We start from the raw sequence: 24,535 nt of genomic DNA, 5'->3' as shown, positions 1-24,535 counted from the left end.
ACCTATCCCTCCGTTTCGTGTGGTGCGCATGCCGTACCACGTACTCCGTGAAGAGTTTCACCCGGTTGGACGCGACGCCACCCCACCCCCTCTCGTGCTATTTCGGTCCTTCTTGGCGGCGAAGGGATCCAGCAGATCCCCAAAGGCCCTCGATGAACCTGAAACGTCAGGAGTTGACCCGGACACAGGCGGTACAGATCTCGTTCCCCCTCCGGGGGGATCCGCAGGCGATTGACTCCCAGGGCATCGGTTCCCACCCGATAGCGCAGAGGGACAAAGACCCTGCGTCCCCCGCGAATATGCATCCAGGGCGGGACCATCAGAAAGGTTCCGTTGCGCGGGGCCTCCGTGGGAAGCCCCGCGTTGTGGGACTGAGTTCGTTCCTCCCAACCCCATAACCGACCTCCGGACACCACCAGTTCGTCTTCCAGAGGCGTCTTCTGTACGGAGTGGATGGATCGAAACACCAGTCGCTGGCCGGGAGGCACGGATCTCCGCAGAAACGGGGTCCCCTGCAGCGACACAACCAATTGGTCCACAGGCCAGCAGAAGAAGGCGGCGATGCTGCAGAGCAGGAAGAAGGGGATTGTAGGTCGAAACCGGTAGCATCGCAAAAAGACGTGGCCTCCCTTCCCCCCCGAGGCGGGGGGCTGTGAAGGAGGAGCTGGCGGGCCTAGCCAGATTCGAACTGGCGACCTACGGCTTAGGAGGCCGTCGCTCTATCCTGCTGAGCTATAGGCCCGCAAAGGCACGTCGTCGATCTTAACACGCCTTCGGCCTCGGTTCAATTGTCGGTTTTCAGAGGAAACAACCGTTCATCTCAAGGTGATCCCGATAAAGAGAAAATCCGCGGCCTTCGTTGTAAAAGACCAGACCAATCCCCTCCCGGTGCAAGGGGATAAGGGCATGCCGTCAGCGGTTCTCCGGACCGCAGCGTCCTACCCCACGGGGTAAGCAATCTCTGCCAGGAGAGGTCTCTCCTTCCGGAATGGCAGCGGGAGAGTCGGGAAAAGGGGGCTGCCCTGCAAGAGGTTCCGAGGGCGAGGTCAGCAGTCCGTGCAGGGTTTCCCAGAAACAGGCATAGGAATCCTTTTGGGCTTTCCAGCGACGGATCGTCTCCACATCCTTCTCCATCTGCCGGATCAGGCTGCCCCTGTCGGGAAACCGGAGTTCCTCCCGAACCTTGCGGAGGGGGAAGACCCAAAGGGGTTTGCCGTACAGGTCCAGGGAGGCGCCCAACAGGTGCACTTCGAAGCGCAGCCCCCGTATCCCGTCGAAGGTAGGATTGAACCCCACGTTAAGGGCTCCTGTCCACCAAGCTCCTTCCGCCCAGACGCATGCGCCGTAGACGCCGCGATCCGGCACGATCTTCTCCGGTTTCAGGGCGAGATTGGCCGTGGGAAATCCCAGTTCCCGTCCCCTCTGATCCCCCCGAGTCACCGTTCCCTGCACCAGAAAAGGGTGCCCCAAGCAGGCAGCGGCTTCCTCCAGCCTGCCAGAGCGAACGGATTCTCGGATCTGGCTGCTGCTGATGGGGCGGTCCTGCCAGTACAGGGAAGGGATCACGTCCAGGGACCAATGGCGGGCGTCGCAGAGACGGCGGAGGATTTCCGGCGTCCCCCCTCTTCCCTTTCCGAAACGGAAGTTCTCCCCCACCACCAGCCCGGTGGGAGAAAAACGGCGATCCAGGTAGTCCAGAAAGCCTTCCGGAGAGAGCTCCGCCAGGGCACGGTCGAAGGGAATGACGAGGAATCGGGGGATTCCCCAGTATGCGGCCAGAAGCTGCCGTTCCTTCTCCAGGAAGAGGAGCGGATAGGGGTGCCCCTGCAGGACGGATTGGGGGTGGCAGGAGAATGTCAGGACCCCCCAGGGGGTTTTTTTCTCCGCGGCGCGTTTGCGTGCGCCCTGGAGCAGAAGCTGGTGTCCCCGATGGAACCCGTCAAAAGAGCCCAGGGCGAGGATCATGAGAGGAGAGCCTCCGGTTCCCCCAGATTAGCTTCGCAGGCGAGGATCGGCTGATCTCCTTCGTAGGCCGGGCGGTAGAGGGAGACGCCGTGACCGTGCAGGACCAGGACCAGCCCCGTGGACGGGCAGGTTCCGGGTGCGACGGCTTGAAGTCTGTCCAGGCGGAGGGGCGCTCCGTGGAGGCAGGCCTCCGCCTCCTTTGCACCGGCTCGATAGGACGGCAAGGCACGCTGCAGAGAGTCGAGCGGCAGGAGGGCCTCTCGAAGAAAGCCCGAGGAAGCACCGAAAGCCTGGTCGCTGGGAAGGCCCTGGTCTGCGGCCCAAGGGCCGATGTGGGTTCGCCGAAGCGCCGCCAGGTGGGCGCCACAGCCCAACCGCTCTCCCAGGTCCCGGGCGAGGGAGCGCACGTAGGTTCCCTTGCTGCAGAGGACGCGCAGCTCCATGCGGCCGGAGGCCGGGTCGAATCCCGTCAGGTCGAGCCGACGAAGGAACACGGGACGGGGAGAAAGCTCCGGGGCGACTCCTTTCCTTGCCAGGTCGTGGGCCCGCTGCCCCGCCACGTGGACCGCGGACACCTGAGGGGGGACCTGGGACCGCCAACCCAGGAATCCGGGCAGGACCCTTCGGATCCCTTCCGGGTGGACGTGGTCGAAGGGGCGGCGGGAGAGGACCTCCCCGGATCGATCATCCGTGCTGGTGGTGACACCGCACTGGATCGAAGCCTGGTATACCTTGGGGAAAGACATCACCAGGGAGGCCAGGCGCGTGGCCTTGCCCACCAGAAGCACCAGCAGCCCCGAGGCGGTGGAGTCCAACGTGCCCGCGTGTCCCACCTTTGTCTTCCGACCCAGGATGGTGCGGACCCGATCCACGCATGCGGTGCTTCGCGTCCCGTCGGCCTTATCGAGTAGCAGGATGCCCGAAGACGTCATGTCGGGAAAACTCCTCCAGAAGACGAGCTGTGGCTTGAGAGGGCGTCTCTGCCATGCGGAATCCGGCGGCTCGTGGATGGCCGCCTCCTCCGAAGCGGGAGGCCAGGGCGCGGGCATCCACGGGAGGGCGGGTGCGGAGGCTGACGCGAGAACCCGTCTCGTGGGGCGTCACCAGGGCGGCGATGACGGCGGTTCGCAGGGAAAGGAGCAGGTTCACCAGGTTCTCCGTCTCCGAGGGGTCGCTGTGATGGATCCGGTAGTCCTCCTCCTCCACCCAGGAAACCACCACCGAGCCGTCTTTGCCGAAGCGGGAACGGCTTAAGACCGCCCCCCAGAGGTGGAGCGTTCCCGGTTGGAAACGCCGATGGAGGCCATCCTCCACGGTGGAGAGATCCACCCCTCGGTCCAGGAGGGCGGCGGCGGCGCGATGGGTCGCCCCGGTGGTGGATTCGTAGCGGAAGGATCCCGTGTCCGTGGATAGGGCCACGTAAAGCCCCGTGGCCACGTCCTGTCCCCAATCCCAAGGCCCGTCCAGGAGGAGATCCGTCACCATCTCCCCCACTGCTGCGGCTTGAGGATCGATCCAGTTCACGTCCCCGAAGGCATCGTTGTCCCCATGGTGGTCCAGGTTCAGGAACAGGTCTCCCTGGGCAGGGACGGGAAGGCCGGGCAGGGAACGATCCTGTCTGCTGGTGTCCAGGAAGACCCAGAGCCAGGGATCGTCCCCCAACGCGGAGCGGGCGGCGGAGGCGTCCTGTACGGTCTCGTACCGCTTTGAGCCGGGAAGAAAGGCGTACAGGGAGGGCAGGGGGTCCTTGCCCCACCAGCGCACCTCGATTCCCTGCTGCCGGGCGAGGGCGTAGAGGGCGGAGGCGCAACCCAAGGTGTCCCCGTCGGGTTTCTCGTGGGAAATCAGGATCCACCGGGGAAAGGACTGGAGGTGTTCCCGTACCTGGGCGCGGGGGGTCACGAAGCCTCGGTCTTTCCCGGAGGGGTCGGAGCCTCCTTGGAGCGGAGGGAATCCAGAAGAGCCTCCACGGACCGGGCTCTTTCCTCCGTCATATCGTAGTAAAAATGCAGCTCCGGGATCTTGCGCAGGCGCATCTGCTTGCCCAGACAGCTCCGAAGGAGGCCCGCCACGTCCTGAAGGGCCTTGAGTGTGGGCTCCTTCTCCGCAGGATCCAAGGTGGTGAAGAAGACCTTGGCGTGGCTCAGGTCCTTGGAGCAATCCACCTGGGTAAGCACCGCCGCGTGGACCTGGGCGTTCTTGATCCGAGACTGGAGGAGAAGGGAGATCTCCCGAAGAAATTCACGATTCAGCCGTTCCAGGCGAAAAGTCGTCATCACACCAAACCTCTTGTTCCCGGTGGAGGATTTCGAAAGGCCCCACCTCTTCGCTCCGTAAAAGGAACGATTCCAGGGCTGCCATTCTCCCCTGTGCCTCCGAGGAGCAGGAGGCGACAAGGGAGAAGGCGAGGGAGGCTTCTTGGTGGCTTCCATCCGGGCCGAGTTCCGCCGCGGAAAGGTTGAAGCGGCGGCGACACTGTTCCAAAAGGGATCGGACCACGGAACGCCGGTCCTTGAGACTGGAGGCTCCGGGGATGAACAGGTCCACCCGGCAGAGCCCCATCCAACACCGGGGGCGGGCCATGAAACCGCGCCCCTCAGTCGAGGTGCTTCTTTTCTTTCACCAGCTCGTAGTCTTCGATGACGTCGCCTTCCCGGAAGTCCTGGAAGTTGGCGAAGCTCAGTCCGCATTCGTACCCCGCCGCCACTTCCCGGGCGTCGTCCTTGAAGCGCTTCAGGCTGGTGAGGGCGCCTTCCCAGAACACCACGCCGTCCCGAATGAGGCGGACCTTGGCGTTGCGGCGGAGCAACCCCTCCAGGACGTAGCAACCGGCGATCTTGCCGATCTTGGGTACCTTGAAGACCGCGCGGATTTCCGCCTGACCCAGGATCTTTTCCCGGATCGTGGGGGCCAGGAGCCCTTCCAGGGCCGCTTTCACGTCGTCCAACACGTCGTAGATCACCCGGTACAGGCGGATCTGAACCCCTTCGCTCTCTGCGATCTTCTTTGCGTTCGCGTCAGGGCGGACGTTGAATCCGATGATGACGGCGTTGGATGCGGAGGCGAGCATCACGTCGGATTCGGAGATGCGTCCCACCCCTTCGTGGACGATGCTGATCCCCACGTCTTCCGTGGCCATCTTCTGCAGGGAGGAGCGAAAGGCCTCCACGGAACCCTGCACGTCGCACTTGAGCACCAGGCTCAGCTGAGGGGTATCCCCCTGCTGCATCTTCTCGTAGAGCTGCTCCAGGGTGAGGCGACTGCTCTTGCGAGCCTCCTGTTCCCGTTTCTCCTGCACCTGGAGGGACTGATAGTCCCGGGCTTCCCGCTCTCCCTCCGCCTTGTAGAACACCTCGCCCGGCTGGGGAACCCCTTCTAGGCCCAGGATCTCCACGGGGGTGCTGGGGCCGGCGGCGTCGATGAAGCGACCGTTGGCGTCCAGCATGGCGCGGATTTTTCCCCAGGTGGAGGCGGTGCGGATCACGTGTCCCCTCCTAAGGGTGCCTTCCTGGACGATCACCGTGGCCACGGGACCTTTGCCCTTGTCCAGATTGGCCTCGATGACCGTTCCCTGGGGTTCGTCCCCGGGGTCCGCCTTCAGCTCCCCCATCTCCGCCACCAGGAGGACCATCTCCAGAAGCTGGTCCACCCCGATGCCGGACTTGGCTGCCACGTCCACCATCACCGTATCGCCACCCCACTCCTCCGGCGCGAGTCCGTAGTCGGAGAGCTGCTGCCGGACGCGATCCGGCCTGGCGTCGGGTTTGTCCACCTTGTTGACTGCCACGATGATGGGGACCCCAGCTGCCTTGGCATGGTTCAAAGCCTCCAGGGTCTGGGGCATGACGCCGTCGTCCGCCGCCACCACCAGGATGGCGATGTCCGTGGCCTGGGCTCCCCGGGCCCGCATGGCCGTGAACGCCTCGTGTCCCGGCGTGTCCAGGAAGACGATGGGGTTCCCGTTGTAGTCCACCACCGAGGCGCCGATGTGCTGCGTGATGCCCCCCGCTTCCTTCTCCGTCACCCGGGTCTTGCGGATGAAGTCCAGGAGGGTGGTCTTCCCGTGGTCCACGTGCCCCATCACGGTGACGATGGGGGGGCGGGGCACACGACCGGCCCGGGAAGCTTCGCTCGTGCCTTGAGGCTTCTTGACGGGGGAGACGGGACGAGGGGTTTCTTCCTTCGCAGGAGCCTCCCCTTCCTGGGGACGAGGGGCTTCCGCCGAGGCCGCCACGGGCCCCCGGTGGAAGGTCACCCCGAAGTGGGCCCCGAGGATTTCCTGGACTTTCTCATCCGCAGGAGCGCTTGCGGGGGTCATCAGGCCCTTTTCCACCAGAACCTTCACCACCGCTCCGGGAGCCTGCCCCAGAAGCTTGGCCACATCCCCCACGGAGGCACCTTCGGGCAGGGGAACCACGGGGACCTCCGAAGGCTTGGGTGCCCCCGCGGCGGGGGTTGCCGCAGGGGATTTCGTCCCCCTGACGGCATCCTCCACCAGCTGCGCCACGTCCGCTTCGATGGAACTCATGTGGGTCTTGACCTCCACTCCCAGCTCCTTCAGGAGGTCCACCAGTTCGTTGTTGGTCTTGTCCAGCATTTTGGCCAGTTCATACACCCTGATTTTGCTCATGCACATCGCTCCCCTCGTCGCACCACCCGGAGAGCCGTTCCGCGAGAGGTTCGTCCGCAGGGAGCGCAAGCACCTGCACGGGGCGAAGCCCCAACCTCTCGCCGAGAAGTCTCCGGTCGATTCCCTTCAATGGGCGGATCGTCGCTCCTTGACGCGCAGCCAGGGCGCCGAGGCGCCGCAGGACCGCACCGTTGGTGTCTTCCGCGAAGAGCACCAGCCACTTGCCGGAGGAGCGGAGGGCTCTTTCCACCCGGTCCTGCCCGGGGACCAACGCGCCCATCCGGCGTAGGATTCCCAGGCACCCGAGGATCCGCTCTTCCCTCTTCGGTCCGCCTTCCATCAGGGGTCATCCTCCGTCTTCTCGGGGCAGAAGGGCTTCAGTTCTTCGTACACCGATTCGGGGACAGGCACCTTCAGGGTTCGTGCAAGGGCGTTCCGTTTCTTCGCCCGGCGCAGGCACTCCGCGTCGGGACAGATGTAGGCTCCTCTGCCGGGAGCTTTGCCCGTGGGGTCGTAGGCCACCTTGCCATCCGGACCACGCACCACCCGAAGCAGCCCCCTCTTCGGCGATTCGGCCCCGCAACCCACGCAGGTACGGGGACGCTTTCGCCGGGTCAGTCCTTTTTCGGGTCCTCCCATAGGGAGTCTCCGGTATCCGTGATTATATCTTCAAAGAGGTCCTTGAGCGTCGGCAGGCGCTCCGGCTCCAGGACCTTGATGTCGATCTTCCAGCCGGTCAGGCGGGCCGCCAACCGGACGTTCTGCCCCGCCTTCCCGATGGACAGGGAGAGCTGATCCGGGCGCACGAAGACCCTCAGTGCCTTCTCCTGCTCCAGAATGGGTTCGATCTTGGCGATCTTCGCCGGGGAGAGGGCGTTGCGCACGTAGGCCAGGGGGTCGCTGCTCCAGACGATGACGTCGATGCGTTCCCCTCCCAGTTCCCCGCTGATGGATTTGATGCGGGTTCCCCGGCTTCCCACGCAGGCCCCCACGGGATCCACGTTGGTATCCAGGGAGGCTACCGCCACCTTGGCTCGGGCACCCGCCTCCCGCACGATGTTCCGGATCTCGATGGTCCCTTCCTGGATTTCCGGGATTTCCAGCTCCAGAAGGCGACGAAGGAGTCCCGGATGGGTCCGGGAGACCACGATGCGGGGACCTCGGGTGGTCTGGCGCACGTCCAGGAGGAAGAACTTGAGGCGGTCGCCGGGGTGGTACGCCTCCCCCACGATCCGTTCCTCCCGGGGCAAGATCGCTTCGGTTCGCTCGTTGACCCGGACCAGGATCTGGTCCCCTTCGGTCTTGAAGATCGATCCGGTGACCAGGTCGCCGATCCGGTCGGCGAATTCCTCGAAGATCACCTGCCGCTCCGCGTCCTTCAGACGCTGGATGATCACCTGGCGAGCCGTCTGGGCGGCGATGCGCCCGAAGTTCTCCGGGAAGACCTCGATGCGGATCACGTCGCCCGACTCCACATCCGCAAAGCCCATGGCGTGAGCCTCGTCGAGGGTCACTTCCTGATCGGGGTTCTCGATTTCCCCCACCACCTGGCGAACCTCGCAGAGGGAGATCTCACCGTTTTCAAAGTCCAGGAACACCTCCACGGTCTGGTTGCCACCCTTGAACTTCTTGTAGGCGGATACCAGGGCCGCTTCGAGACTGGAGGCGATGATCTCCTCGGAGAGTCCCTTTTCGCTTTCGATCTGGCGCAGCGCGCGGACAAAATCCCTTCCGAGCTGCATGGCTACCTACCTCCTTTGCCGGTGCGGTTGGCAGAGCCAAAAGGAGCCCGAGGGGGCTCCGGGTCTAGACCTCCGGATGCAGGCGCGGGCGACGGATTTCCGTCCAAGGGAGCTGGAGAACCTCCCCTTCCCGGGAACGGAGGGTGACCACCCCGTCCTCCCCCACGTCGTCGATGCACAGGACCCGTTTCTTTCCGTTCTTCCAGGAGATGCGGATCCACTCGCCCCGGAAGCGGCGGTAATCCTCCAGGCGGACCAGGGGGCGCTCCGGACCGGGGGAGCTGACCTCAAGGAAGAAGGGTTCCGAAAAGGCCTCGTCGTGTTCGTCCAGGAAGGCATTGACCTCTCTCGCCGCGGTCTCGCAGTCCTGAAGGGAGATTCCCCCCTCGACGTCCAGCGTCAGGCGGAGGACCAGGCGTCCCCCCTCGCGCACCTTCTCCAGGGCAAGGCACTGGTAGCCCAATCCACCCACCAGCTTCCTGAATTCGGCCTCCAGGGGAGGTCGAAGAGGACTCGTCAAAGCCAGCACTTCCTCTCCGAAACGAAAAAAAGAGTGGGGTTTCCCCACTCTTCAGGACGTCGCGCACGTTTCTCCGAAACCCGGGACAGCCTACCACAATTCGAGAAAGAGAACAAGAGCAGACTCAGAGACACTCCTCAGCGACGAAGTCATCCCACCAGTCGTCCATGCCCAGGAAGAAGGTGGTCTCCAAATCCGTCTCCAGCAGCGAATCTCCCAGGACGTCCAGTTCCAGGTCCGGGAGGAGGAGGACCCCCTCCCGGTACACGTTCAGCCTTTCCGCATCGAGGTGAAAGACCCGCATCGAACCCCCCCCTATTCGACCCAGTAATTCGGCGCCTCCTTGGTGATGGTGATGTCGTGCGGGTGGCTTTCCTTCACCGAGGCGGCGGTGATGCGGACGAAACGGCTCTCCGTCTGGAGGGCCTGCACCGTGCCGGCTCCCACGTAGCCCATGCCCGATCGAATCCCCCCCACCATCTGGTAGAGAACCGAGGACAGGGACCCCTTGTGGGGCACCAGGCCTTCGATGCCCTCGGGAACCAGTTTGTCCTCCACCGTTCCCTCCTGGAAGTATCGGTCCTTGCTGCACCCTTCCCGCATGGCCCCCAGGGAGCCCATGCCCCGGTAGCTCTTGAAGGAGCGACCTCGGGAGATGACCACCTCTCCGGGGCTTTCCTCCGTTCCTGCGAGGAGGGAGCCGATCATCACCACGTCCGCCCCCGCGGCCAGGGCCTTCACGATGTCCCCGGAGTAGCGGATGCCTCCGTCCGCCACCACCATGCGCCCCCGCTCGTGAGCCACCCGTGCCACGTTCAGGACCGCCGCCACCTGAGGAACCCCGATGCCCGCCACGATGCGGGTGGTGCAGATGGATCCGGGGCCGATGCCCACCTTGACCGCGTCGGCTCCCGCGTCGATGAGGGCTTCAGCGGCGGCCCCCGTGGCGATGTTGCCGCCGATGAGGGGCAGGTCCGGGTAGAGCCCCCGAAGCTTGCGGACCGTTTCGATGACCGACGCGGAATGTCCGTGGGCGGTGTCCACCACCAGCACGTCCACGCCTCCCCTTACCAGAGCTTCCGCGCGGGCGAAGGCGTCCTGTCCCACCCCGATGGCGGCCCCCACGCGCAGCCTCCCGTGCTCGTCCTTGGCGGCGCTGGGGAATTCCTTGGCCTTCTGGATGTCCTTGATGGTGATGAGACCCTTCAGCTTGCCCTCCGGGTCCACGATGGGAAGTTTTTCCACCTTGTGGTGCATGAGGATGTTCTTCGCGTCCTCAAGCGTGGTGCCCAGGGAGGCGGTGATGAGGTTGTCCCGGGTCATCACCGCGGAGATGGGCTGCTGGTAATCCGTGACAAACCGCAGGTCCCGGTTCGTGATGATCCCCACCAGACGGACCCGTTCGTCCACGATGGGGACTCCGGAGATGTGGTAGTGCTCCATGAGGTTGACCGCGTCCTGGACTTGATCCTCCGGGTGTAGGAAGAAGGGATCCACGATGACCCCCGATTCGGATCGTTTGACCTTGTCCACCTCCGCCGCCTGGCGCTCGATGGGCAGGTTTCGGTGGAGGATTCCGATGCCCCCCTCGCGGGCCATGGCGATGGCCAGCCGTCCCTCCGTCACCGTGTCCATGGCGGCGCTGCAGATGGGGATGTTCAGGTCGATCTGCGGGGTCAGGCGACTGCGCACGTCCACCCGGGAAGGCAGCACCTCGCTGAATCCGGGCTCAAGAAGCACATCGTCGAACGTAAAACCGTCATAGGGCGCAAAGCGATTCTCCCAAGACATGAAAACACCTCCGGGTTCTTGAAAAAAGCGGCTTCCCTTTTCGGGAAACCGCGACTCCGTCAATGACCGCCGACTTTCTTCACGCACCCGATGACCTCCACGGCCACCTGGGCCACTCCTCGATTCTTGAAGCCCAAGACCTCCGCAGCGGTCTTGGAGACGTCCAGGATTCGACCTCGATGCTCCATGAAACGATCCACGATCCGAACCACCACGGTCCTGCCCGATTCCAGGTTGCGGATCCGGACCAACGTCCCGAAGGGGAGGCTCTTGGCCGCCGCCACCAGTTCCGACCCCTGGTAGCGTTCCCCGTTGGCGAACCGCCGCCCCACGAAGGAATCCCCTCCGTACCAGGAGACGGTCCCCCGGGCGACGTGGGCACCCCTCAGGGTGTGCTTCGCCGTCAGGGGGTCCGCATGTTCCTTTCCCAAGGCCTCGTAAAGGCGGGAAAGCCAGAAGAGAGCCACGGCTCTGGAAGGCAGACGGAGAAGTCCCGAGTGCTCGCTGCGGGCCTGGAGAATGGTCTCCTTCCCCAGAACCAGGGACCATTGGCGATCCCTTTCCACGACGCGCAGGGAGGACAGGGGGAAACCCCGATCCACCCGCTCGCGGAGCCGATCTGCCCCCTCCTGGACCTCCGACTGGAAGGTCGTGGGGAAACGCCAGATCTCCTCCCCCTCCACGGTCCAGACCACGGAGTTCTCGTCGGGGATCGCTTCCGAGGCGGTGTCCGCCGAAGCCCTTCCCCCGGCTGACAGGTATGCCACGGCCGCCAGAAGAAGGAGGGGAACTCGCCAAAGGGCGCGGCGTCTCATCGGGAATCCAGGACCAAGGTGGCGATGGCGTGGCAGACCATGCATTCTCCCCTCCCCACGGATCCTACAGATTCCCCCGATTTTACCTTAAGGTTCACGATCCTACGATCCTGTCCAGGGAAAACGTCTCCATCCCGGAACGCAAAGACCCCTTCCAGGTTTGCGCGGATCCGCTCCAGATGGGGTTTCAGGCGCGGGATCTGGGCCTGCAGGGTCACATCCACCCACTGGATTTCCCCCTTGCCCTGCACCCGAGCGACCACCTGCCGGAGCAGCTCCAGGCTGTCGGCCCCCCGGTAGCGCTCCTCCGTGGCGGGAAAGAGCAGACCGATGTCCGGTTCCCCCGCCGCTCCCAGAAGGGCGTCCGCCACGGCATGGCAGATCACGTCGGCATCCGAGTGCCCGTCCAGTCCCAGGGGGGCCCCCTCCAGCCTCACGCCCCCCAGGATCAGGGGGCGCCCCGGAACGAGGGGGTGCACGTCGAAACCGTGGCCGCAGCGGTGCGACCGGGTCTTTTCCGCCATCTGGACCGCCACCTCCCAATCCCAGGCATCGGTGATCTTGAACGTCCTCGGATCTCCCTCCACGGGGGTCAGGGGACGCCCCGCGTCCAACCACGCCTGGGCCTCATCCAGCACCTCTCCGCCCGCTTCCCGGAGGGTCCGCAGCAGGGGCAGGCGGGGGAAGGCCTGGGGGGTCTGGGTGCGGCGGAGACCTCCCCGGTCCACCGGGCCCAGGATGGCTCCGGTGGCCGGGTCCACCGCCTTGAGGGCGTCGGCGCAGGGGAGCACCGGAACGGCGGCTCCTGTCTCTTCCGCCGCCGCCATGAGGTTTCGGCAGAGGGCCGGGGACAGAAAGGGGCGTGCCGCATCGTGGATCAGGACCCAATCTCCCGTGCAGGCATCCAGCCCCGCCAGAACGGAGTCTCCCCGCAGTTCCCCTCCCGGGACGATCCGAAGGGGCAGATCGCCCTCTCCCGGGCGGGGAAGGTCTCGAAAGGCCGGGGTCTCGGCGAGATCCCCCGGGACCACGAGGACGCATTCCCGCAGGTGTCCCTCCTTCCGGAGAGTCCTTGCGGTCTCCACGCTCCAGGCCCAGAGGGGGCGTCCGCCCAAGGGGCGAAGCTGCTTCGGAAGGCCCCCGAGGCGCGAACCCCGACCGGCGGCCACGACCACGAAGCTCCAGGAAGAGGTCATGGGCGTTCCCTTCTCAGGCGGCCGAACACCATCCTTCCGGCGGAGGTCTGAAGCATGGAGGTGACCACCACATCCACCCTTCTCCCGATGAAGCGCTCTCCCTCCTCCACCACGATCATGGTCCCGTCGTCCAGGTACCCGACCCCCTGATGGGGTTCCTTGCCCTCCCGGATGATGTCCACGCTCACTGCCTCGCCGGGCAGCAGCATGGGCTTGAGGGCGTTGGCCAGGTCGTTGACATTCAAGACCGGGACCCCGTCGATCTGGGCGATCTTGTTCAGGTTGTAGTCCGTGGTCAGGACCTTTCCCTGAAGCCTCTTGGCCAGGACCACCAGGGCCTCGTCCACCACGTCCCGTCCCAGGGATTTCAGGGTGACCTCCCGGATCTCCAGGACCAGTCCGGGAATCTTCTGGAGGTCGTTCACCACGTCCAGCCCCCGGCGGCCCCGGGTGCGTCGAACCGGGTCGGTGCTGTCCGCCACCGCCTGCAGTTCCGAAAGGACAAACCGGGGCAGCAGAAGCGGCCCCTCCAGGAAGCCTGTGGTCGCCACGTCCAGGAGACGGCCGTCGATGATGACGCTGGTGTCGAGGATCTTGGGGACCTGCCTTTCCGGGGCTTCTATTTCCCCGTCCTCCCGCGGGTCCTCCTTCGTCGTTCCCTTTTCCCGCCTCCGTCCCTTGAAGGGAAGACGTTCCCGAATGCCCCCCACGGAGGAAAGGAAGGTCCAGATGTCCTCGCGCCGGCGTACGCAGAGGCGCACCCCCAGGTACCCAAGGGAGACGTTCAGAAGCACCGCCACGTAGACCCCTACCCCCGGAATGTCCGCCATGGGGAGGGCGATGAGGTTGGCCACCAGGAGTCCCAGGATGAGGCCCAACAGGGACACGAAGATCTCCGGGAGGCCCACGGTCTGCAGGTGTGTTTCGAACAGCTGGCCGAACTTGCCCAGCCCAAGCCAGAAAAGAGGAGAAAGTATGAAGCCGAACAGGCCGAACAGGACCACGCAGAGGCTAATCCAACCCACAGGGTGGGGCTGGGTGATCTGGGGCCACCAGCTTTCCCGAATGATGAACTGGGCGATCTGGTACCCCGCAACCCCGCCCAGGAGAGTTAACAAGGAACGCAAGGTGCCGCGGACGATCCGAACCATTCCTGACTCTGCCATTTGACCACTCCTTTCGATGGTTCTGTTGCCTTGTTTTATCGTGCGGCCTCTCTCAGATTTCCTCGGAGGAGAAGGGTTGTCGCGCCTCCATGGCCACGTGAAGCGTGACCCGGTCGGCAAATCCGATGCTTCCCCCCACCGGGAGGCCGCAGGCCAGGCGGCTCAGCTTCACGGGGAGCCCCGCCAGGCTTTCCTGTACGGTGAACGCGGTCAGGTCTCCCTCCACGCGGGGGTTCATGGCGAGGATGACCTCCCCGATCCCTCCGTCCTGGATGCGCTGCCGAAGAGCGTCCAGACGCTCCGGGGGGATCTGCTCCCCCTCTAGGGGGGAGACCCGCCCCCCCAACACGTGGTAGCGGCCCCGAAACACGCCGGATTGCTCCAGGGCGATGCAATCCTCCGGGGTCTCCACCACGCAGAGCAGCTCCGACCTGCGTCCCGGATCGGAGCAGAGGGGGCAGGGGTCCCGGTCCGTCAACGCCCCGCAGATCGGGCAGGGGTGGATGTGTTCCCGGGCCCCGCGCAGGATCTCCGCCAGGGACTCCACCCACGGGGTGGGCTGTTGGAGAAGGAAGAACGCCATCCGGCGGGCGCTCTTCTCCCCCACCCCCGGGAAGGCCCGAAACCGTTCGATGAGCTGGTCCAGATACGGAAGGGAATCCATGGGAGGCTAGGGCTCAGAAGCCCGGGAAGCTCATCCCCCCGGTGAGCTGGTTCACCTGGCCGTTGGCCTGATCCTTGCTCTTCCGGATGGCTTCGTTCACCGCCGACAGGACCAGGTCCTCCAACATCTCCGGGTCCTGGGGGTCGATCACTTCCGGGGCGATCTTCAGGGACAGCAGGTCTCCATGCCCGTTGACGGAGGCTCGCACCATACCGCCCCCGGAGGTCCCCTCCACGGTGACCTTCGCCAATTCCTCCTGGAGAGAGGCCATCTGGGCCTGCATGCGCTGTGCCTGCTTCAGCAGTTTGTCCATCTTCACGATCAGAAACCTCCTTGTCGGTTCGAGCCCGAATCTTCTTGTTCCTTAGCAAGCGAATCCCCCACCAGTCGGGTCCAGAGGACCAGCAGGACGAACAGGGGCAGGCGGATCACCCGTTTCCACCGCCAAGGCTCCTGCAGGGTGCGGTAGAGCCATTCCATCCCCCACCGTTGCCATAGCGCGGGGGCTCGACGCAGCTCCCCGGAGAGGACATCCATGCTTCCCCCGATTCCCATCCCCACGATCCCCGGAAGGGCCGCGGGGCTTCCCGGCGCCGTGCGGGCATGGAGGTGCAGCCAGAGCTCCTGCCGAGGGACCCCCAGTCCCAGAAAAAGGACGCGAGCCCCGCTGTTGCGGATGGCCTCCAGGACTTCCGGTTCTTCGGAAGGTCGAAAGTAGCCGTCCCGACAGCCCGCCACGACCAGGTCCCGATGTCGTTCGCCCAGGGCACGGGCGGCCTTCTCCGCAATCCCCGGCTTGCCTCCCAGGAAGAAGACCGGCCACCCCTCCCCGGAGGCCTGGCGGCAGAGGTGTTCCACGAACTCCACCCCCGGCAGGCGCTCCTGGATGGGGGTTCCCAGAAAGCGGAACGCCCAGATCAGCCCCTTGCCGTCGGGGAGCACCAGGTCCGCCTCCCCCACCGCTTCCCGATAGGCCTCATCGGAGCGGCTTCGCAGGGCCGCCAGGGCGTCCACGGTGAAGATGCGGTGGGGTTCGCCCCCTCCCACCCAACTGCGGACCTTCCCCAGAGCATAGTGGAGGGACACGTTGTCCACCACCGCTCCCCAGATTCGGGGTCGCCTTTCCGGATGGGGATTCCTCCGGAAGAGGAAGGCCCAGAGTACCACCGAAGAGACGCAGAGGAAAAGGAGTCCCGCCAGGACGAAGGGGACGGAGGAAAACCCCATCTGTCCGGAGACCACGAAGAGACCCAGGAGGGTGCACAGGGCCGTCACCGTGTGCACCGCCGTGGGGTGGTCCACCCCCTGATTGATGAGGAGCCGGTAGAGCACCAGGTTGCCCGTCCTGCGGGAGGCGAAGGCGGTGCTCAGAAGGTGGATGGACGCCTCCAGCAGTGGCAGGGCGAAGAGCCCCAGGGGGAGAACCAGGAGGGTGGAGAAGGTCAGCCCCTTGGTGACTCCCAGGATGGCGGTGCCCGCCATGAGGGTTCCCCACAGGGCGGCCAGAGGTTCCCCCAGACGGCGGTAGACGTGGATGTGGCGACTCCAGAAAACCAGGATGAAGACGAAGCCCGTAAGGGACGCGAAGACCGCGTCGTTCCACCCCCCCGAGGCCAACAGGGTCACCGCCAGCATGAGGGTCCACCCTGCGGCAAGCAGGGTTCCCCCCAGGCCGGGGACCTCGTCGATCTCCTGGAACAGGCACGGGAAGAGGCCGATCCAGAAGGCGCTCACCAGCAGGGAGGGGATTTCGGACAGGTAGTGGAAGGCCCCCTGGGGGAGGCCGAAGAAGGTGATGCGCGGGCCCCACAGGGCGAGGCCCAGGCCGATGAGCCAGAAGCCCGGACGAAGATCCCACTTCTTCTGGACCCGCTGGCAGAAGCCCAGCAGGGCCGCCGCCACCCCTGCGGTGATGGTGGCTCGCAGCAGGGGGCTTTGGGACCAAATGCCGCACAGTGCCCAGGCGCCGATGAGGGTGATGTCCTTGAGGTAGTAATACTGGTCCCTCTCCAGATAGGGTTTGAAGAACCGCTGGACCAGAAGGCACACCACCGCCAGGGCCCCCAGGACGGTGAGCAGGTGGATCTCCTCGGGAGCTAGAGAGAACACGGCGCGGCGCACCTCCCCTCGGAGGGTTCGTGGGGGATCAGGGTGCGGCGGAGCGCGTCGTTCCCTGATCCCCAGAGAATTGCTTGCGACTGACCCGCTTCCTTCAAGGGACGAGACGTTCCTTCCCTCCCAGATAGGGAACCAGAGCCTGGGGGATCCTCACGGCCCCGTCCTCCTCCTGGTAGTTCTCCAGGAGGGCAATGAGGCAACGCCCCACGGCGATGCCCGATCCGTTGAGGGTGTGGACGAAACGGGGCTTTCCCCCTCCCTCGGGACGGTATCGGGTGTCCATGCGGCGGGACTGGAAATCCTCGCAGTTGCTGCAGGAGCTGATCTCCCGGTAGCAGTTCTGGGAGGGAATCCAGACCTCCAGATCGTAGGTCTTGGCGGCAGAGAAGCCCATGTCCCCGGTGCACAGGCAGATGGTCCGGAAGGGAAGTTCCAGGTCCTGGAGGATGCTTTCGGCGCACCGGGTGAGGCTCTCCAGCTCCTCGTAGCTGTCCTCGGGGCGGCAGAGCTTCACCAGCTCCACCTTGTCGAACTGGTGGACCCGCAGCATCCCCTTCATGTCCCGACCGTAGGTCCCCGCCTCCCGGCGGAAGCAGGGGGTGTAGGCGGTGTAGTACAGGGGAAGCTCCTTCTCCTGCAGGATCTCCCCGGCGTGGAGGTTCGTCATGGGCACCTCCGCGGTGGGGATGAGCCAGAGGTCGTCGTTGCTGCACCGGTAGAGGTCCTCGGCGAACTTGGGAAGCTGTCCCGTTCCCCTCATGGTCTTGGAGTTCACCAGGTAGGGAGGGGCGATTTCCAGGAAGCCGTGGTTTTGGGTGTGCCGATCCAGCATGAACTGGGTCAGGGCCCTCTCCAGCCTGGCTCCCCAGCCCTTGAGGACCACGAAGCGGCTTTCCGCCAGGCGCACCCCTCGCTCGAAGTCCAGGATTCCCAGGGCCTCGCCCAGCTCCCAGTGGGGTTTCGGTTCGAAGGGGAAGGAGCGAGGGATTCCCCAGCGGCGCACCTCCGGGTTGTCCTCCTCGCTGGCTCCCACGGGGACGCTTTCGTGGGGTCGGTTGGGGATCTGGAGCATCCGGTCCACCAGCGCCTCGTCCAGCCGTTTCTGTTCCGTCTCCAGCTCCTTGACCCGTTCCCCCAGGAGGCGCATCTCCTCCATGGCCGCGGAGGAGTCCTCGCCGCGCCCGCGAAGGGCCCCGACCCGTCGGGATCCCTCGTTCCGCCGGGCCTGGAGGGTTTCCGCCTCCCCCAGCACGGATCGGCGCCGTTCCTCCACCTGCATCAGTCCGTCCAGGTCGAAGCTATGGTTTCGGTTCTTCAGGAAGGTCCGGGTCTCCTCCAGATGGTCCCGGACCCACTTCAGGTCCAACATGTCACTGGGCCTCTTCCGGGGTACGGATCTGCCTGAGGAGCTGGGCCATCTCCAGGGCCGCCAGAGCCGCATCGACCCCCTTGTTGCCCGCCTTGCTTCCCGCCCGCAGCAGCGCCTGTTCCAGATCGTCGCAGGTGAGTACCCCGAAGGCCACGGGCATCCGATGCTCCAGCCCCACGTGGGCCAGCCCCTTGCTGGTCTCCGCGGCCACGTAGTCGAAGTGGGGGGTGTCCCCTCGGATCACCGCCCCCAAGGCCAGAAGGGCGTCGTAGCGCCCCGAAAGGGCCAGTTCCTTCACCGCCAGGGGGATCTCCCAGGCCCCGGGGACCCAGAAGACGTCGATGTCCTGATGGCGCACCTCGTGGCGCACCAGGATGTCCTTGGCCCCCTCCAGGAGCTTTCCGGAGATGAGTTCGTTGAAACGGGAGACGACGATGCCGAATCGAAGTCCCGACCCGACCAGCTTGCCAGAAACCACGCGCATGATCCAAGCCTCCTCTAGACGTGCAGGTAGTGTCCCAGTTTGCAGGACTTGGTCTTGAGATACCGTTCGTTGTGGGGGTTGGGGGCGATCTCCAGGGGAACCCGCTCGGAGACCTCCAGGCCGTAGCCCTCCAGGCCGATGATTTTCCGGGGGTTGTTGGTGAGGAGACGGATGCGCCGCAGCCCCAGGTCCGCCAGGATCTGGGCTCCCTCGCCGTAGTCCCTCAGGTCCGCATCGAATCCCAGGGCCTCGTTGGCCTCCACCGTGTCCATCCCCTTTTCCTGGAGTTCGTAGGCCTTCAGCTTGGCCAGCAGGCCGATGCCCCGGCCCTCCTGGCGCATGTAGAGGAGCACCCCCACGCCCTCCTCCTCGATGCGCTCCAGCGCCCGGTGGAGCTGGGGGCCACAGTCGCACCTCAGGGAGCCCAAGAGGTCTCCGGTGAGGCATTCGGAGTGGACCCGCACCAGCACGTCCTCCCGGCTGCGGATGTCCCCCTTGATCAGGGCCAGGTGCACCCGCTCGGGGTTCTCGTCCAGGAGGAACCGGTAGGCCGCCAGGCGGAAGTCGCCGTAGGCGGTGGGCAGATGGATCTCCACCTCCCGGCGCACCAGTCGGTCCTCCCGGCGACGGAAGCGGATCAGATCCTCGATGGAGATGATGGGCAGCTCGTGGACCCGAGCGAACTCCACCAGCTGGGGGAGTCGGGCCATGGTGCCGTCCTCGTTCATGATCTCGCAGATGACCCCCGCGGGGCGCAGCCCCGCGTGCTTGGCCAGATCCACCGCCGCCTCCGTGTGCCCCGCCCGCTTCAGCACCCCGCCGCGACGGGCGATCAGGGGGAAGAGGTGTCCCGGGCGCCGGAGGTCCTCCGACTGGGCCTCCGGGTCCGCCAGGAGCCGGGCGGTGATGGCTCGTTCCGCCGCGGAGATTCCCGTGGTGGTCCGGTCCTTCGCGTCCACGCTCACCGTGAAGGCGGTGCAGTGCAGGTCCGTGTTGTGTTCCACCATGGGGTCCAAGGCGAGTCGCCGTGCGGTCTCTTCGTCCACGGGAGCGCAGATGAGCCCCCGGGCGAACCGGGCCATGAAGTTGATGTCCTCGGCCCGGCAGTGCTCCGCCGCCATGACCAGGTCTCCCTCGTTCTCCCGCTGGGCGTCGTCCACCACGATGACCATGTTCCCCCGCCGGAGGGCCTCCAAGGCCACATCGACGCTGCTCAGCACCCCGTCCATCGTTTCCGTGCTCATGATCGTTTCCCCCCCTGGTCCCAGCCATATTGCTGTAGTTTATCCCAGTTCAGCCCGGAGGGTTCCCTTTTTCCGGACGTCGAGGGTTCCAGGTTCCGACACTCCCAGAAACGGTAGAGGTAGCGCCCCACGAGGTCTGTCTCCAGGTTGACTCGGTCTCCCCGTTTCAGGCCCTGCAGGGTCGTCCCCTGCAGGGTGGTGGGGATCAGGCCTACGGAGAAGCGCTCCCGCCCCGCTTCGATCACCGTGAGGCTGACGCCGTCCACCGCCACGGAGCCCTTGGAAACCAAGAATGGGACCAGTTCCGGCGGGAGGGAAAAGGTCAGTAACCGGGTCGGCCCTTCGTCTTCCCCCCGCTCCAGGGTGCCGACCCCCTCCACGTGTCCCTGCACCAGGTGGCCGTCCAACCGACCTCCCAAGGCAAGGGCCCGCTCCAGATTCACCCGATCCCCGGGACGCAGGGTTCCCAGGGTGGTCCTCCTGTGGGTTTCGGCCATCATCTGGGCTTGGAAGATCCCCTTGCCCATCCCCACCACGGTGAGGCAGGCGCCGGAGACACAGACCGAATCCCCCGCCTTCAGGGACTCGCAGAAGGCCGTCTCCGTCTCCAGGGCAAGGCTCCACAGTCCCCGGGCCTCCGGGCGCAGGTTCCGGACCCGTCCCGTGGCCTCTACAAGGCCGGTGAACACGTGGGGACTCCTTCAAGCCACAGGTCCTCTCCCGCCTGACGGATCCGACAGGAGCGCAGGTCAAAGCCCTGGTCCAGATGCTCCAACCCCCAGCTTTCTCCCAACTGGAGCCCCCGGCCGAGGAGTTTGGGGGCAAGAAACAACGAGACCTCGTCCACCAGCTTCTCCCGGAGGAAGGACCCGGCGACCCGGGCGCCACCCTCCACCAGGAGGGTGTTGATCCCCGCGGAGGCCAGGTGTTCCAGCACGGGGACCAAGGATAGCCCCCCCTCCGGTCCCCGGGGCACCCGGCAGATCTCCGCCCCTCGCTCCTCCAACCTCTGGCCCGCCCCCTGGGGCATATCCTGCTCCGTGAAGAAGGTGCAGCCTCCGGAGGCGAGCACCTTGGCGGTCTGTGGGGTCCGCAGGGCCCCGTCCAGGACCACGCGGCGGGGACAGACCCCCTCCACGCTTCGAACCGTCAGCTCCGGATCGTCCAGGAGCACCGTTCCCACTCCCACCAGGATCGCGTCGTGTTCCCCCCGCAGGAGATGGGCCTTATCCCGGGCCAGAGGGCCGGTGATCCAGCGGCTTTCCCCCGATTCCAGGGCCGTGGTGCCGTCCAGGGACAGGGCCCCTTTCAGGGTGACCCAGGGACGTCCCCGGGTCATGCGTCGGATGAAACCTCGGTTGATCCAACGGGCCTCCTCCGGAAGGACCGATTCCAACACCTCGATCCCCGCGTCCCGGAGCAGGTCGATGCCCCGCCCGTCCACCCGGGGGTTGGGATCCCTCATCCCCACCACCGCCCGTGCCACCCGCGCCTCCACGAGCTGAGGGGCGCAGGGAGGAGTCTTGCCCTGGTGGCTGCAAGGTTCCAGGTTCACGTAGACCGTGGACCCTTCCGCCAACGTTCCGGCGCGGCGGAGGGCCTCCACTTCCGCGTGGGGGCCGCCGTAGCGACGATGGTACCCCCATCCCACCACTTTCCCTTCCCGAACCACCACACACCCGACCCGGGGGTTCGGGCTCACGAAGCCGGTGCCCCGGAGCGCCAGGCTCAGGGCCATGTGCATGAAGTACTGGTGTTCCCGTCTTTCCGAAAGGGGCAGGGTCTCTGTCTTCGTGCACTGGGTCAACGCTGTTCCTCCTTCAAAGCCGTCAGGATCCTTTGGGCCAGTACGGTTCCGATCCCCGGTGTCCGGGCCAAGTCCTCCGGGGCCATCCTTGCGATGGCCTTGGTGCTCCCGAAGCGCGAAAGCAGCTGGGCAGCCTTTCCCTTTCCGATTCCGGGGATGCTTTCCAGCCTGCTCGCCCGGAGCAGCCTGTCCCTGCGGGAGCGGTGGGAGGTGACGGCGAACCGATGGGCCTCGTCCCGCACCTGCTGGAGAAGGCGCAGCGCCAGATCCTCCCGGGGGAGGCGAAGGGGGTTTGCCCTTCCGGGCAGAAACAGCTCCTCCTCCCGCTTCGCCAGGGCCACCAGGGGCGTGAAGACGCCTTGCCCCTCCAGGGTTTCCCGGGCGAATTCCAACTGGATCGGTCCCCCGTCGATGAGCACCAGTTGCGGCCTGGGGTCGTCCTCCCCCAAGGCGGGTTTCCCACCCGGGTTTTTCCGGAAACGGCGGCTCAGGGTTTCCCGCAGGGCCCGAAAGTCGTCCCCCCCCAGAGACTCGTCCAAGTGGAATCGCCGATAGAGGGAAGGGTTGGGCCTTCCCTGCTCGAAGACCACCCGAACCCCTACCTCCTGTCCCCCCGCGGTGTGGGAGATGTCGTAGCCTTCGATGCGCCAGGGCAGGGTGGGCAGTCCCAGGGCCTCCTGCACCCGAAGCAGGGCCTGCCAGGGTTCGTCTTCCCCCGGGGCCGCCACGCGGGGTTGTTGTCGCCCGATGCGCCAGATGGCCCGGATGGTGTCCCGAAGCCGGGCAGCCTCCTCGAAGGCCAGGTTGCGGGCCGCCTGGTTCATCCGACATCGAAGGCGCTCCACCAGGTCCGTCCCCTTCCCCTGAAGCAGCAGGGCCACGTCCGCCACCCGCTCCCGGTACTCCTGTTCGGTACAGAGGCCCGCGCAGGGGGCAAGGCACCGTCCCAGGGCGTGGTTCATGCAGGGCCTTCGGCTCGGGTTCGGATCGCAGGGAGCCTTGCAGGTGCGCAGGGGGAAGAAGCGTTCGATGAACCGCAGGAGGGTCCGCAGCTCCGAGACCCGCACGTAGGGTCCCAGATAAAGCGCCCCGTCCTGGCCGCGATAGCGGGTGACCACGAGGCGCGGAAAAGGTTCGTCGGTGATCTTGAGGTAGGGGTAGCGCTCCCCCAGCTTCAGCTCCACGTTGAAGAAGGGCTGGTACTGCTTGATCAGCCGGGCCTCAAGGATCAGGGCCTCCGCCTCCGAACCGGTGCGGATGGTGGACAGGTCCTCGATGGACTCCACCAGCTTGCGAAGCCTGGGGGAGGCGAACCCCCCGTGTCGGAAATAGGAGGACACCCTCTTGCGCAGGGACTTCGCCTTGCCCACGTAGATCACCCGGCCCTCCCGGTCGTGCATCAGATACACTCCCGGTCGGTCAGGCAGCTGCCGAACCTGTTCGAGAACCCTCTCCCTGGACACCCTGGCTCCTCTCCCGCCCCCAAAGCCCGCTTGTCGCGGGCGGCCTCTCTCCCCGAGTAGCTCCGGTCCTTTGCAGGGCCACGAAACGTGATATAGGATAGCACAACGGAACAGCTCATCCGAGGAGGTGCCCTCGTGGCCTTTGCAGTCTACAACGATCTGACCCGCAGGAAGGAAGTCTTCGTTCCCCAGAACCCCGGGGAGGTGCGGTTCTACGTGTGCGGCCCCACGGTGTACGATTTCTTCCACATCGGGAACGCCCGTCCCTTCATCGTCTTCGACGTCCTGCGGCGGTATCTGGAGCATCAGGGATACACGGTGACCTACGTGCAGAACTTCACGGACGTGGACGACAAGATGATCCGCCGGGCGGCGGAGCTGGGCATTTCGGTGCCCGAGCTGGCGGAACGCTTCATCGCCGCGTACTTCGAGGACGCCGACGCCCTGGGAGTTCGCCGGGCCACAGTCCATCCCCGGGCCACGGAGGAGATCCCCGCCATTCTCGAGCTGATCCAGGCCATCCTGGACCGGGGTCATGCCTACGCGGTGGAGGGGGACGTGTACTTCGACGTGAAGAGCTATCCCGCCTACGGGGTCCTCTCGAAACAGAGCCTGGAGGAGCTTCAGTCCGGCGCCCGGGTGGAGGTGGACCCGCGCAAGCGCCACCCCCTGGACTTCGCCCTCTGGAAGGCCCAAAAGCCCGGAGAACCCGCCTGGAAGAGCCCCTGGGGGATGGGGCGTCCGGGGTGGCACGTCGAGTGCAGCGCCATGTCCCGCCGGCACCTGGGGGAGACCCTGGACTTCCACGGCGGGGGCTGCGACCTCATCTTCCCCCATCACGAGAACGAGATCGCCCAGTCTGAGGCCGCCACGGGGAAGCCCTTCGTCCGCTACTGGGTGCACAACGGCTACCTCATGATCGACAAGGAGAAGATGTCCAAGTCCCTGGGGAACTTCCTCACCGCCCGGGAGGCCCGGAAGCGTTTTCCTCCCTTGGCGATCCGCCTGTTCATGCTCTCCGCCCACTATCGCTCCCCCATCAACTTCTCCGAGGAGGGGTTGATGCAGGCCACGGCGGCCCAGGAGCGGCTGCGGAACGGGTGGACGGAGCTGGAGTTCGCCCTGGGACACCGCAGCGCCTCTGCCGAACCGGACGGTGCCCTTCGTCGGATGCTCCGAGAGGGACGGGAGCGCTTCCTCGCCGCCCTGGACGACGACCTGAACACCGCAGGGGCCATCGGGGTGGTGTTCGACGTGGTCAAGGGGGTGAACTCCTCCCTGGGAGAGCGCCCCGATGCGGACCTGGAGGCCCTGGGACAGGCAAAGACCTTCTTCCTCGAAGTGGAGGACATTCTGGGAATCCTGGGGGTTGCCCCGGAGGAGAGCCTGGAGGAGGACGTGGACCGGCTGATCCAGGAACGGCAGGCCGCCCGAAAGGGACGGGACTTCGCCCGGGCGGACGCCATCCGGGACGAGCTTCTCGCGCGGGGCATCCTGCTGGAGGATACCCCCCAGGGGCCGAGGTGGAAGCGGGTCTAGGGACACGAATCGCAGGTTAGGA

26 protein-coding genes and 1 tRNA gene are annotated in these 24,535 nt (G+C 65.6%); 1 reads left to right on the top strand and 26 read right to left on the bottom strand.

Annotation, left to right across the window (positions count from 1 at the left end; translation table 11 throughout):
* Positions 1–2: 2 nt before the first annotated feature.
* The 26 genes from APAU_RS14895 to APAU_RS06780 form a co-directional block, all read right to left on the bottom strand.
* Positions 3–467: a DUF1850 domain-containing protein gene (locus APAU_RS14895; RefSeq protein ID WP_198003995.1), complete on the bottom strand. Its 465-nt coding sequence runs from the start codon at positions 465–467 to the stop codon at positions 3–5.
* Between the two features lie 198 nt (positions 468–665).
* A tRNA-Arg gene (locus tag APAU_RS06895) sits at positions 666–742 on the bottom strand.
* A gap of 170 nt (positions 743–912) precedes the next feature.
* On the bottom strand, positions 913–1,965 hold the full coding sequence (gene ribF / locus APAU_RS06890) for a riboflavin biosynthesis protein RibF (RefSeq protein ID WP_006301001.1): 1,053 nt from the start codon (positions 1,963–1,965) through the stop codon (positions 913–915).
* Positions 1,962–2,897, bottom strand: coding sequence for a tRNA pseudouridine(55) synthase TruB (truB, locus tag APAU_RS06885; RefSeq protein WP_006301000.1), 936 nt, complete (start codon positions 2,895–2,897; stop codon positions 1,962–1,964). Before truB ends, ribF begins: the two co-directional genes overlap by 4 nt.
* Positions 2,866–3,867 carry a DHH family phosphoesterase gene (locus tag APAU_RS06880; protein WP_006300999.1) on the bottom strand — a complete coding sequence of 334 codons (1,002 nt, stop codon included), beginning with the start codon at positions 3,865–3,867 and terminating at the stop codon, positions 2,866–2,868. The genes truB and APAU_RS06880 overlap by 32 nt, the downstream gene beginning before the upstream one ends.
* Complete coding sequence (gene rbfA / locus APAU_RS06875) at positions 3,864–4,241, bottom strand: 30S ribosome-binding factor RbfA (RefSeq protein WP_006300998.1); 378 nt, start codon at positions 4,239–4,241, stop codon at positions 3,864–3,866. Before rbfA ends, APAU_RS06880 begins: the two co-directional genes overlap by 4 nt.
* Positions 4,207–4,527, bottom strand: coding sequence for a DUF503 domain-containing protein (locus tag APAU_RS14890; RefSeq protein ID WP_083806862.1), 321 nt, complete (start codon positions 4,525–4,527; stop codon positions 4,207–4,209). The genes rbfA and APAU_RS14890 overlap by 35 nt, the downstream gene beginning before the upstream one ends.
* 34 nt (positions 4,528–4,561) lie before the next feature.
* Positions 4,562–6,595, bottom strand: a complete 2,034-nt coding sequence (gene infB / locus APAU_RS06870) for a translation initiation factor IF-2 (protein WP_040344966.1) — start codon at positions 6,593–6,595, stop codon at positions 4,562–4,564.
* Positions 6,573–6,875: a hypothetical protein gene (locus APAU_RS13315; RefSeq protein WP_156789452.1), complete on the bottom strand. Its 303-nt coding sequence runs from the start codon at positions 6,873–6,875 to the stop codon at positions 6,573–6,575. Before APAU_RS13315 ends, infB begins: the two co-directional genes overlap by 23 nt.
* A 59-nt stretch (positions 6,876–6,934) precedes the next feature.
* Positions 6,935–7,234 (bottom strand): RNase P modulator RnpM, encoded by a 300-nt coding sequence (gene rnpM, locus APAU_RS06860; RefSeq protein ID WP_006300994.1) that lies wholly within the window; start codon positions 7,232–7,234, stop codon positions 6,935–6,937.
* On the bottom strand, positions 7,210–8,337 hold the full coding sequence (gene nusA / locus APAU_RS06855) for a transcription termination factor NusA (protein WP_006300993.1): 1,128 nt from the start codon (positions 8,335–8,337) through the stop codon (positions 7,210–7,212). The genes rnpM and nusA overlap by 25 nt, the downstream gene beginning before the upstream one ends.
* 64 nt (positions 8,338–8,401) lie before the next feature.
* A complete protein-coding gene (rimP, locus tag APAU_RS06850) occupies positions 8,402–8,857 on the bottom strand; it encodes a ribosome maturation factor RimP (RefSeq protein ID WP_006300992.1) in 456 nt (151 codons plus the stop codon).
* 124 nt (positions 8,858–8,981) lie between these two features.
* Positions 8,982–9,161, bottom strand: coding sequence for a hypothetical protein (locus APAU_RS06845; RefSeq protein WP_006300991.1), 180 nt, complete (start codon positions 9,159–9,161; stop codon positions 8,982–8,984).
* A gap of 11 nt (positions 9,162–9,172) precedes the next feature.
* Positions 9,173–10,648, bottom strand: a complete 1,476-nt coding sequence (gene guaB / locus APAU_RS06840; RefSeq protein WP_006300990.1) for an IMP dehydrogenase — start codon at positions 10,646–10,648, stop codon at positions 9,173–9,175.
* Positions 10,649–10,707: 59 nt separating this feature from the next.
* A complete protein-coding gene (locus tag APAU_RS12575) occupies positions 10,708–11,415 on the bottom strand; it encodes a septal ring lytic transglycosylase RlpA family protein (protein WP_232207701.1) in 708 nt (235 codons plus the stop codon).
* Between the two features lie 44 nt (positions 11,416–11,459).
* Complete coding sequence (gene ispF / locus APAU_RS06830) at positions 11,460–12,659, bottom strand: 2-C-methyl-D-erythritol 2,4-cyclodiphosphate synthase (RefSeq protein ID WP_006300988.1); 1,200 nt, start codon at positions 12,657–12,659, stop codon at positions 11,460–11,462.
* Positions 12,656–13,810 carry a PIN/TRAM domain-containing protein gene (locus APAU_RS06825; RefSeq protein ID WP_040344964.1) on the bottom strand — a complete coding sequence of 385 codons (1,155 nt, stop codon included), beginning with the start codon at positions 13,808–13,810 and terminating at the stop codon, positions 12,656–12,658. The genes ispF and APAU_RS06825 overlap by 4 nt, the downstream gene beginning before the upstream one ends.
* A 67-nt stretch (positions 13,811–13,877) precedes the next feature.
* Complete coding sequence (gene recR, locus APAU_RS06820) at positions 13,878–14,489, bottom strand: recombination mediator RecR (RefSeq protein ID WP_006300986.1); 612 nt, start codon at positions 14,487–14,489, stop codon at positions 13,878–13,880.
* A gap of 13 nt (positions 14,490–14,502) precedes the next feature.
* Positions 14,503–14,808, bottom strand: a complete 306-nt coding sequence (locus APAU_RS06815; protein ID WP_006300985.1) for a YbaB/EbfC family nucleoid-associated protein — start codon at positions 14,806–14,808, stop codon at positions 14,503–14,505.
* 2 nt (positions 14,809–14,810) lie between these two features.
* Complete coding sequence (locus tag APAU_RS06810) at positions 14,811–16,598, bottom strand: WecB/TagA/CpsF family glycosyltransferase (RefSeq protein ID WP_006300984.1); 1,788 nt, start codon at positions 16,596–16,598, stop codon at positions 14,811–14,813.
* A gap of 103 nt (positions 16,599–16,701) precedes the next feature.
* Complete coding sequence (serS, locus tag APAU_RS06805; RefSeq protein WP_006300983.1) at positions 16,702–17,976, bottom strand: serine--tRNA ligase; 1,275 nt, start codon at positions 17,974–17,976, stop codon at positions 16,702–16,704.
* A gap of 1 nt (position 17,977) precedes the next feature.
* Positions 17,978–18,460, bottom strand: a complete 483-nt coding sequence (ribH, locus tag APAU_RS06800) for a 6,7-dimethyl-8-ribityllumazine synthase (RefSeq protein WP_006300982.1) — start codon at positions 18,458–18,460, stop codon at positions 17,978–17,980.
* A gap of 14 nt (positions 18,461–18,474) precedes the next feature.
* Positions 18,475–19,704 carry a bifunctional 3,4-dihydroxy-2-butanone-4-phosphate synthase/GTP cyclohydrolase II gene (locus tag APAU_RS06795; protein WP_006300981.1) on the bottom strand — a complete coding sequence of 410 codons (1,230 nt, stop codon included), beginning with the start codon at positions 19,702–19,704 and terminating at the stop codon, positions 18,475–18,477.
* Complete coding sequence (locus tag APAU_RS06790) at positions 19,701–20,393, bottom strand: riboflavin synthase (protein WP_006300980.1); 693 nt, start codon at positions 20,391–20,393, stop codon at positions 19,701–19,703. The genes APAU_RS06795 and APAU_RS06790 overlap by 4 nt, the downstream gene beginning before the upstream one ends.
* Complete coding sequence (gene ribD, locus APAU_RS06785; RefSeq protein WP_006300979.1) at positions 20,375–21,511, bottom strand: bifunctional diaminohydroxyphosphoribosylaminopyrimidine deaminase/5-amino-6-(5-phosphoribosylamino)uracil reductase RibD; 1,137 nt, start codon at positions 21,509–21,511, stop codon at positions 20,375–20,377. Before ribD ends, APAU_RS06790 begins: the two co-directional genes overlap by 19 nt.
* Entirely contained in the window at positions 21,508–22,974 is a 1,467-nt protein-coding gene (locus APAU_RS06780) for an excinuclease ABC subunit UvrC (RefSeq protein ID WP_006300978.1), read from the bottom strand. The genes ribD and APAU_RS06780 overlap by 4 nt, the downstream gene beginning before the upstream one ends.
* A gap of 135 nt (positions 22,975–23,109) precedes the next feature.
* On the opposite strand from APAU_RS06780, the gene cysS reads away from it, so the two are divergent.
* Complete coding sequence (gene cysS, locus APAU_RS06775; RefSeq protein ID WP_006300977.1) at positions 23,110–24,513, top strand: cysteine--tRNA ligase; 1,404 nt, start codon at positions 23,110–23,112, stop codon at positions 24,511–24,513.
* The last annotated feature ends 22 nt before the right edge of the window (positions 24,514–24,535 follow it).

This window comes from Aminomonas paucivorans DSM 12260, from assembly GCF_000165795.1.
Lineage (GTDB): Bacteria > Synergistota > Synergistia > Synergistales > Synergistaceae > Aminomonas > Aminomonas paucivorans.
Note: the sequence above shows the minus strand (reverse complement) of the source record. Positions and strands in the feature narration are given on the sequence as shown.

Bases quoted from the DNA above. Each gene is read 5' to 3' on its own strand.
- ribF (WP_006301001.1), bottom strand. From the start codon at position 1,965: ATGATCCTCGCCCTGGGCTCTTTTGACGGGTTCCATCGGGGACACCAG.
- truB (WP_006301000.1), bottom strand. From the start codon at position 2,897: ATGACGTCTTCGGGCATCCTGCTACTCGATAAGGCCGACGGGACGCGA.
- rbfA (WP_006300998.1), bottom strand. From the start codon at position 4,241: ATGACGACTTTTCGCCTGGAACGGCTGAATCGTGAATTTCTTCGGGAG.
- APAU_RS14890 (WP_083806862.1), bottom strand. From the start codon at position 4,527: ATGGGGCTCTGCCGGGTGGACCTGTTCATCCCCGGAGCCTCCAGTCTC.
- infB (WP_040344966.1), bottom strand. From the start codon at position 6,595: ATGAGCAAAATCAGGGTGTATGAACTGGCCAAAATGCTGGACAAGACC.
- APAU_RS13315 (WP_156789452.1), bottom strand. From the start codon at position 6,875: ATGGGCGCGTTGGTCCCCGGGCAGGACCGGGTGGAAAGAGCCCTCCGC.
- rnpM (WP_006300994.1), bottom strand. From the start codon at position 7,234: ATGGGAGGACCCGAAAAAGGACTGACCCGGCGAAAGCGTCCCCGTACC.
- nusA (WP_006300993.1), bottom strand. From the start codon at position 8,337: ATGCAGCTCGGAAGGGATTTTGTCCGCGCGCTGCGCCAGATCGAAAGC.
- APAU_RS06845 (WP_006300991.1), bottom strand. From the start codon at position 9,161: ATGCGGGTCTTTCACCTCGATGCGGAAAGGCTGAACGTGTACCGGGAG.
- guaB (WP_006300990.1), bottom strand. From the start codon at position 10,648: ATGTCTTGGGAGAATCGCTTTGCGCCCTATGACGGTTTTACGTTCGAC.
- ispF (WP_006300988.1), bottom strand. From the start codon at position 12,659: ATGACCTCTTCCTGGAGCTTCGTGGTCGTGGCCGCCGGTCGGGGTTCG.
- APAU_RS06825 (WP_040344964.1), bottom strand. From the start codon at position 13,810: ATGGTTCGGATCGTCCGCGGCACCTTGCGTTCCTTGTTAACTCTCCTG.
- recR (WP_006300986.1), bottom strand. From the start codon at position 14,489: ATGGATTCCCTTCCGTATCTGGACCAGCTCATCGAACGGTTTCGGGCC.
- serS (WP_006300983.1), bottom strand. From the start codon at position 17,976: ATGTTGGACCTGAAGTGGGTCCGGGACCATCTGGAGGAGACCCGGACC.
- ribH (WP_006300982.1), bottom strand. From the start codon at position 18,460: ATGCGCGTGGTTTCTGGCAAGCTGGTCGGGTCGGGACTTCGATTCGGC.
- APAU_RS06795 (WP_006300981.1), bottom strand. From the start codon at position 19,704: ATGAGCACGGAAACGATGGACGGGGTGCTGAGCAGCGTCGATGTGGCC.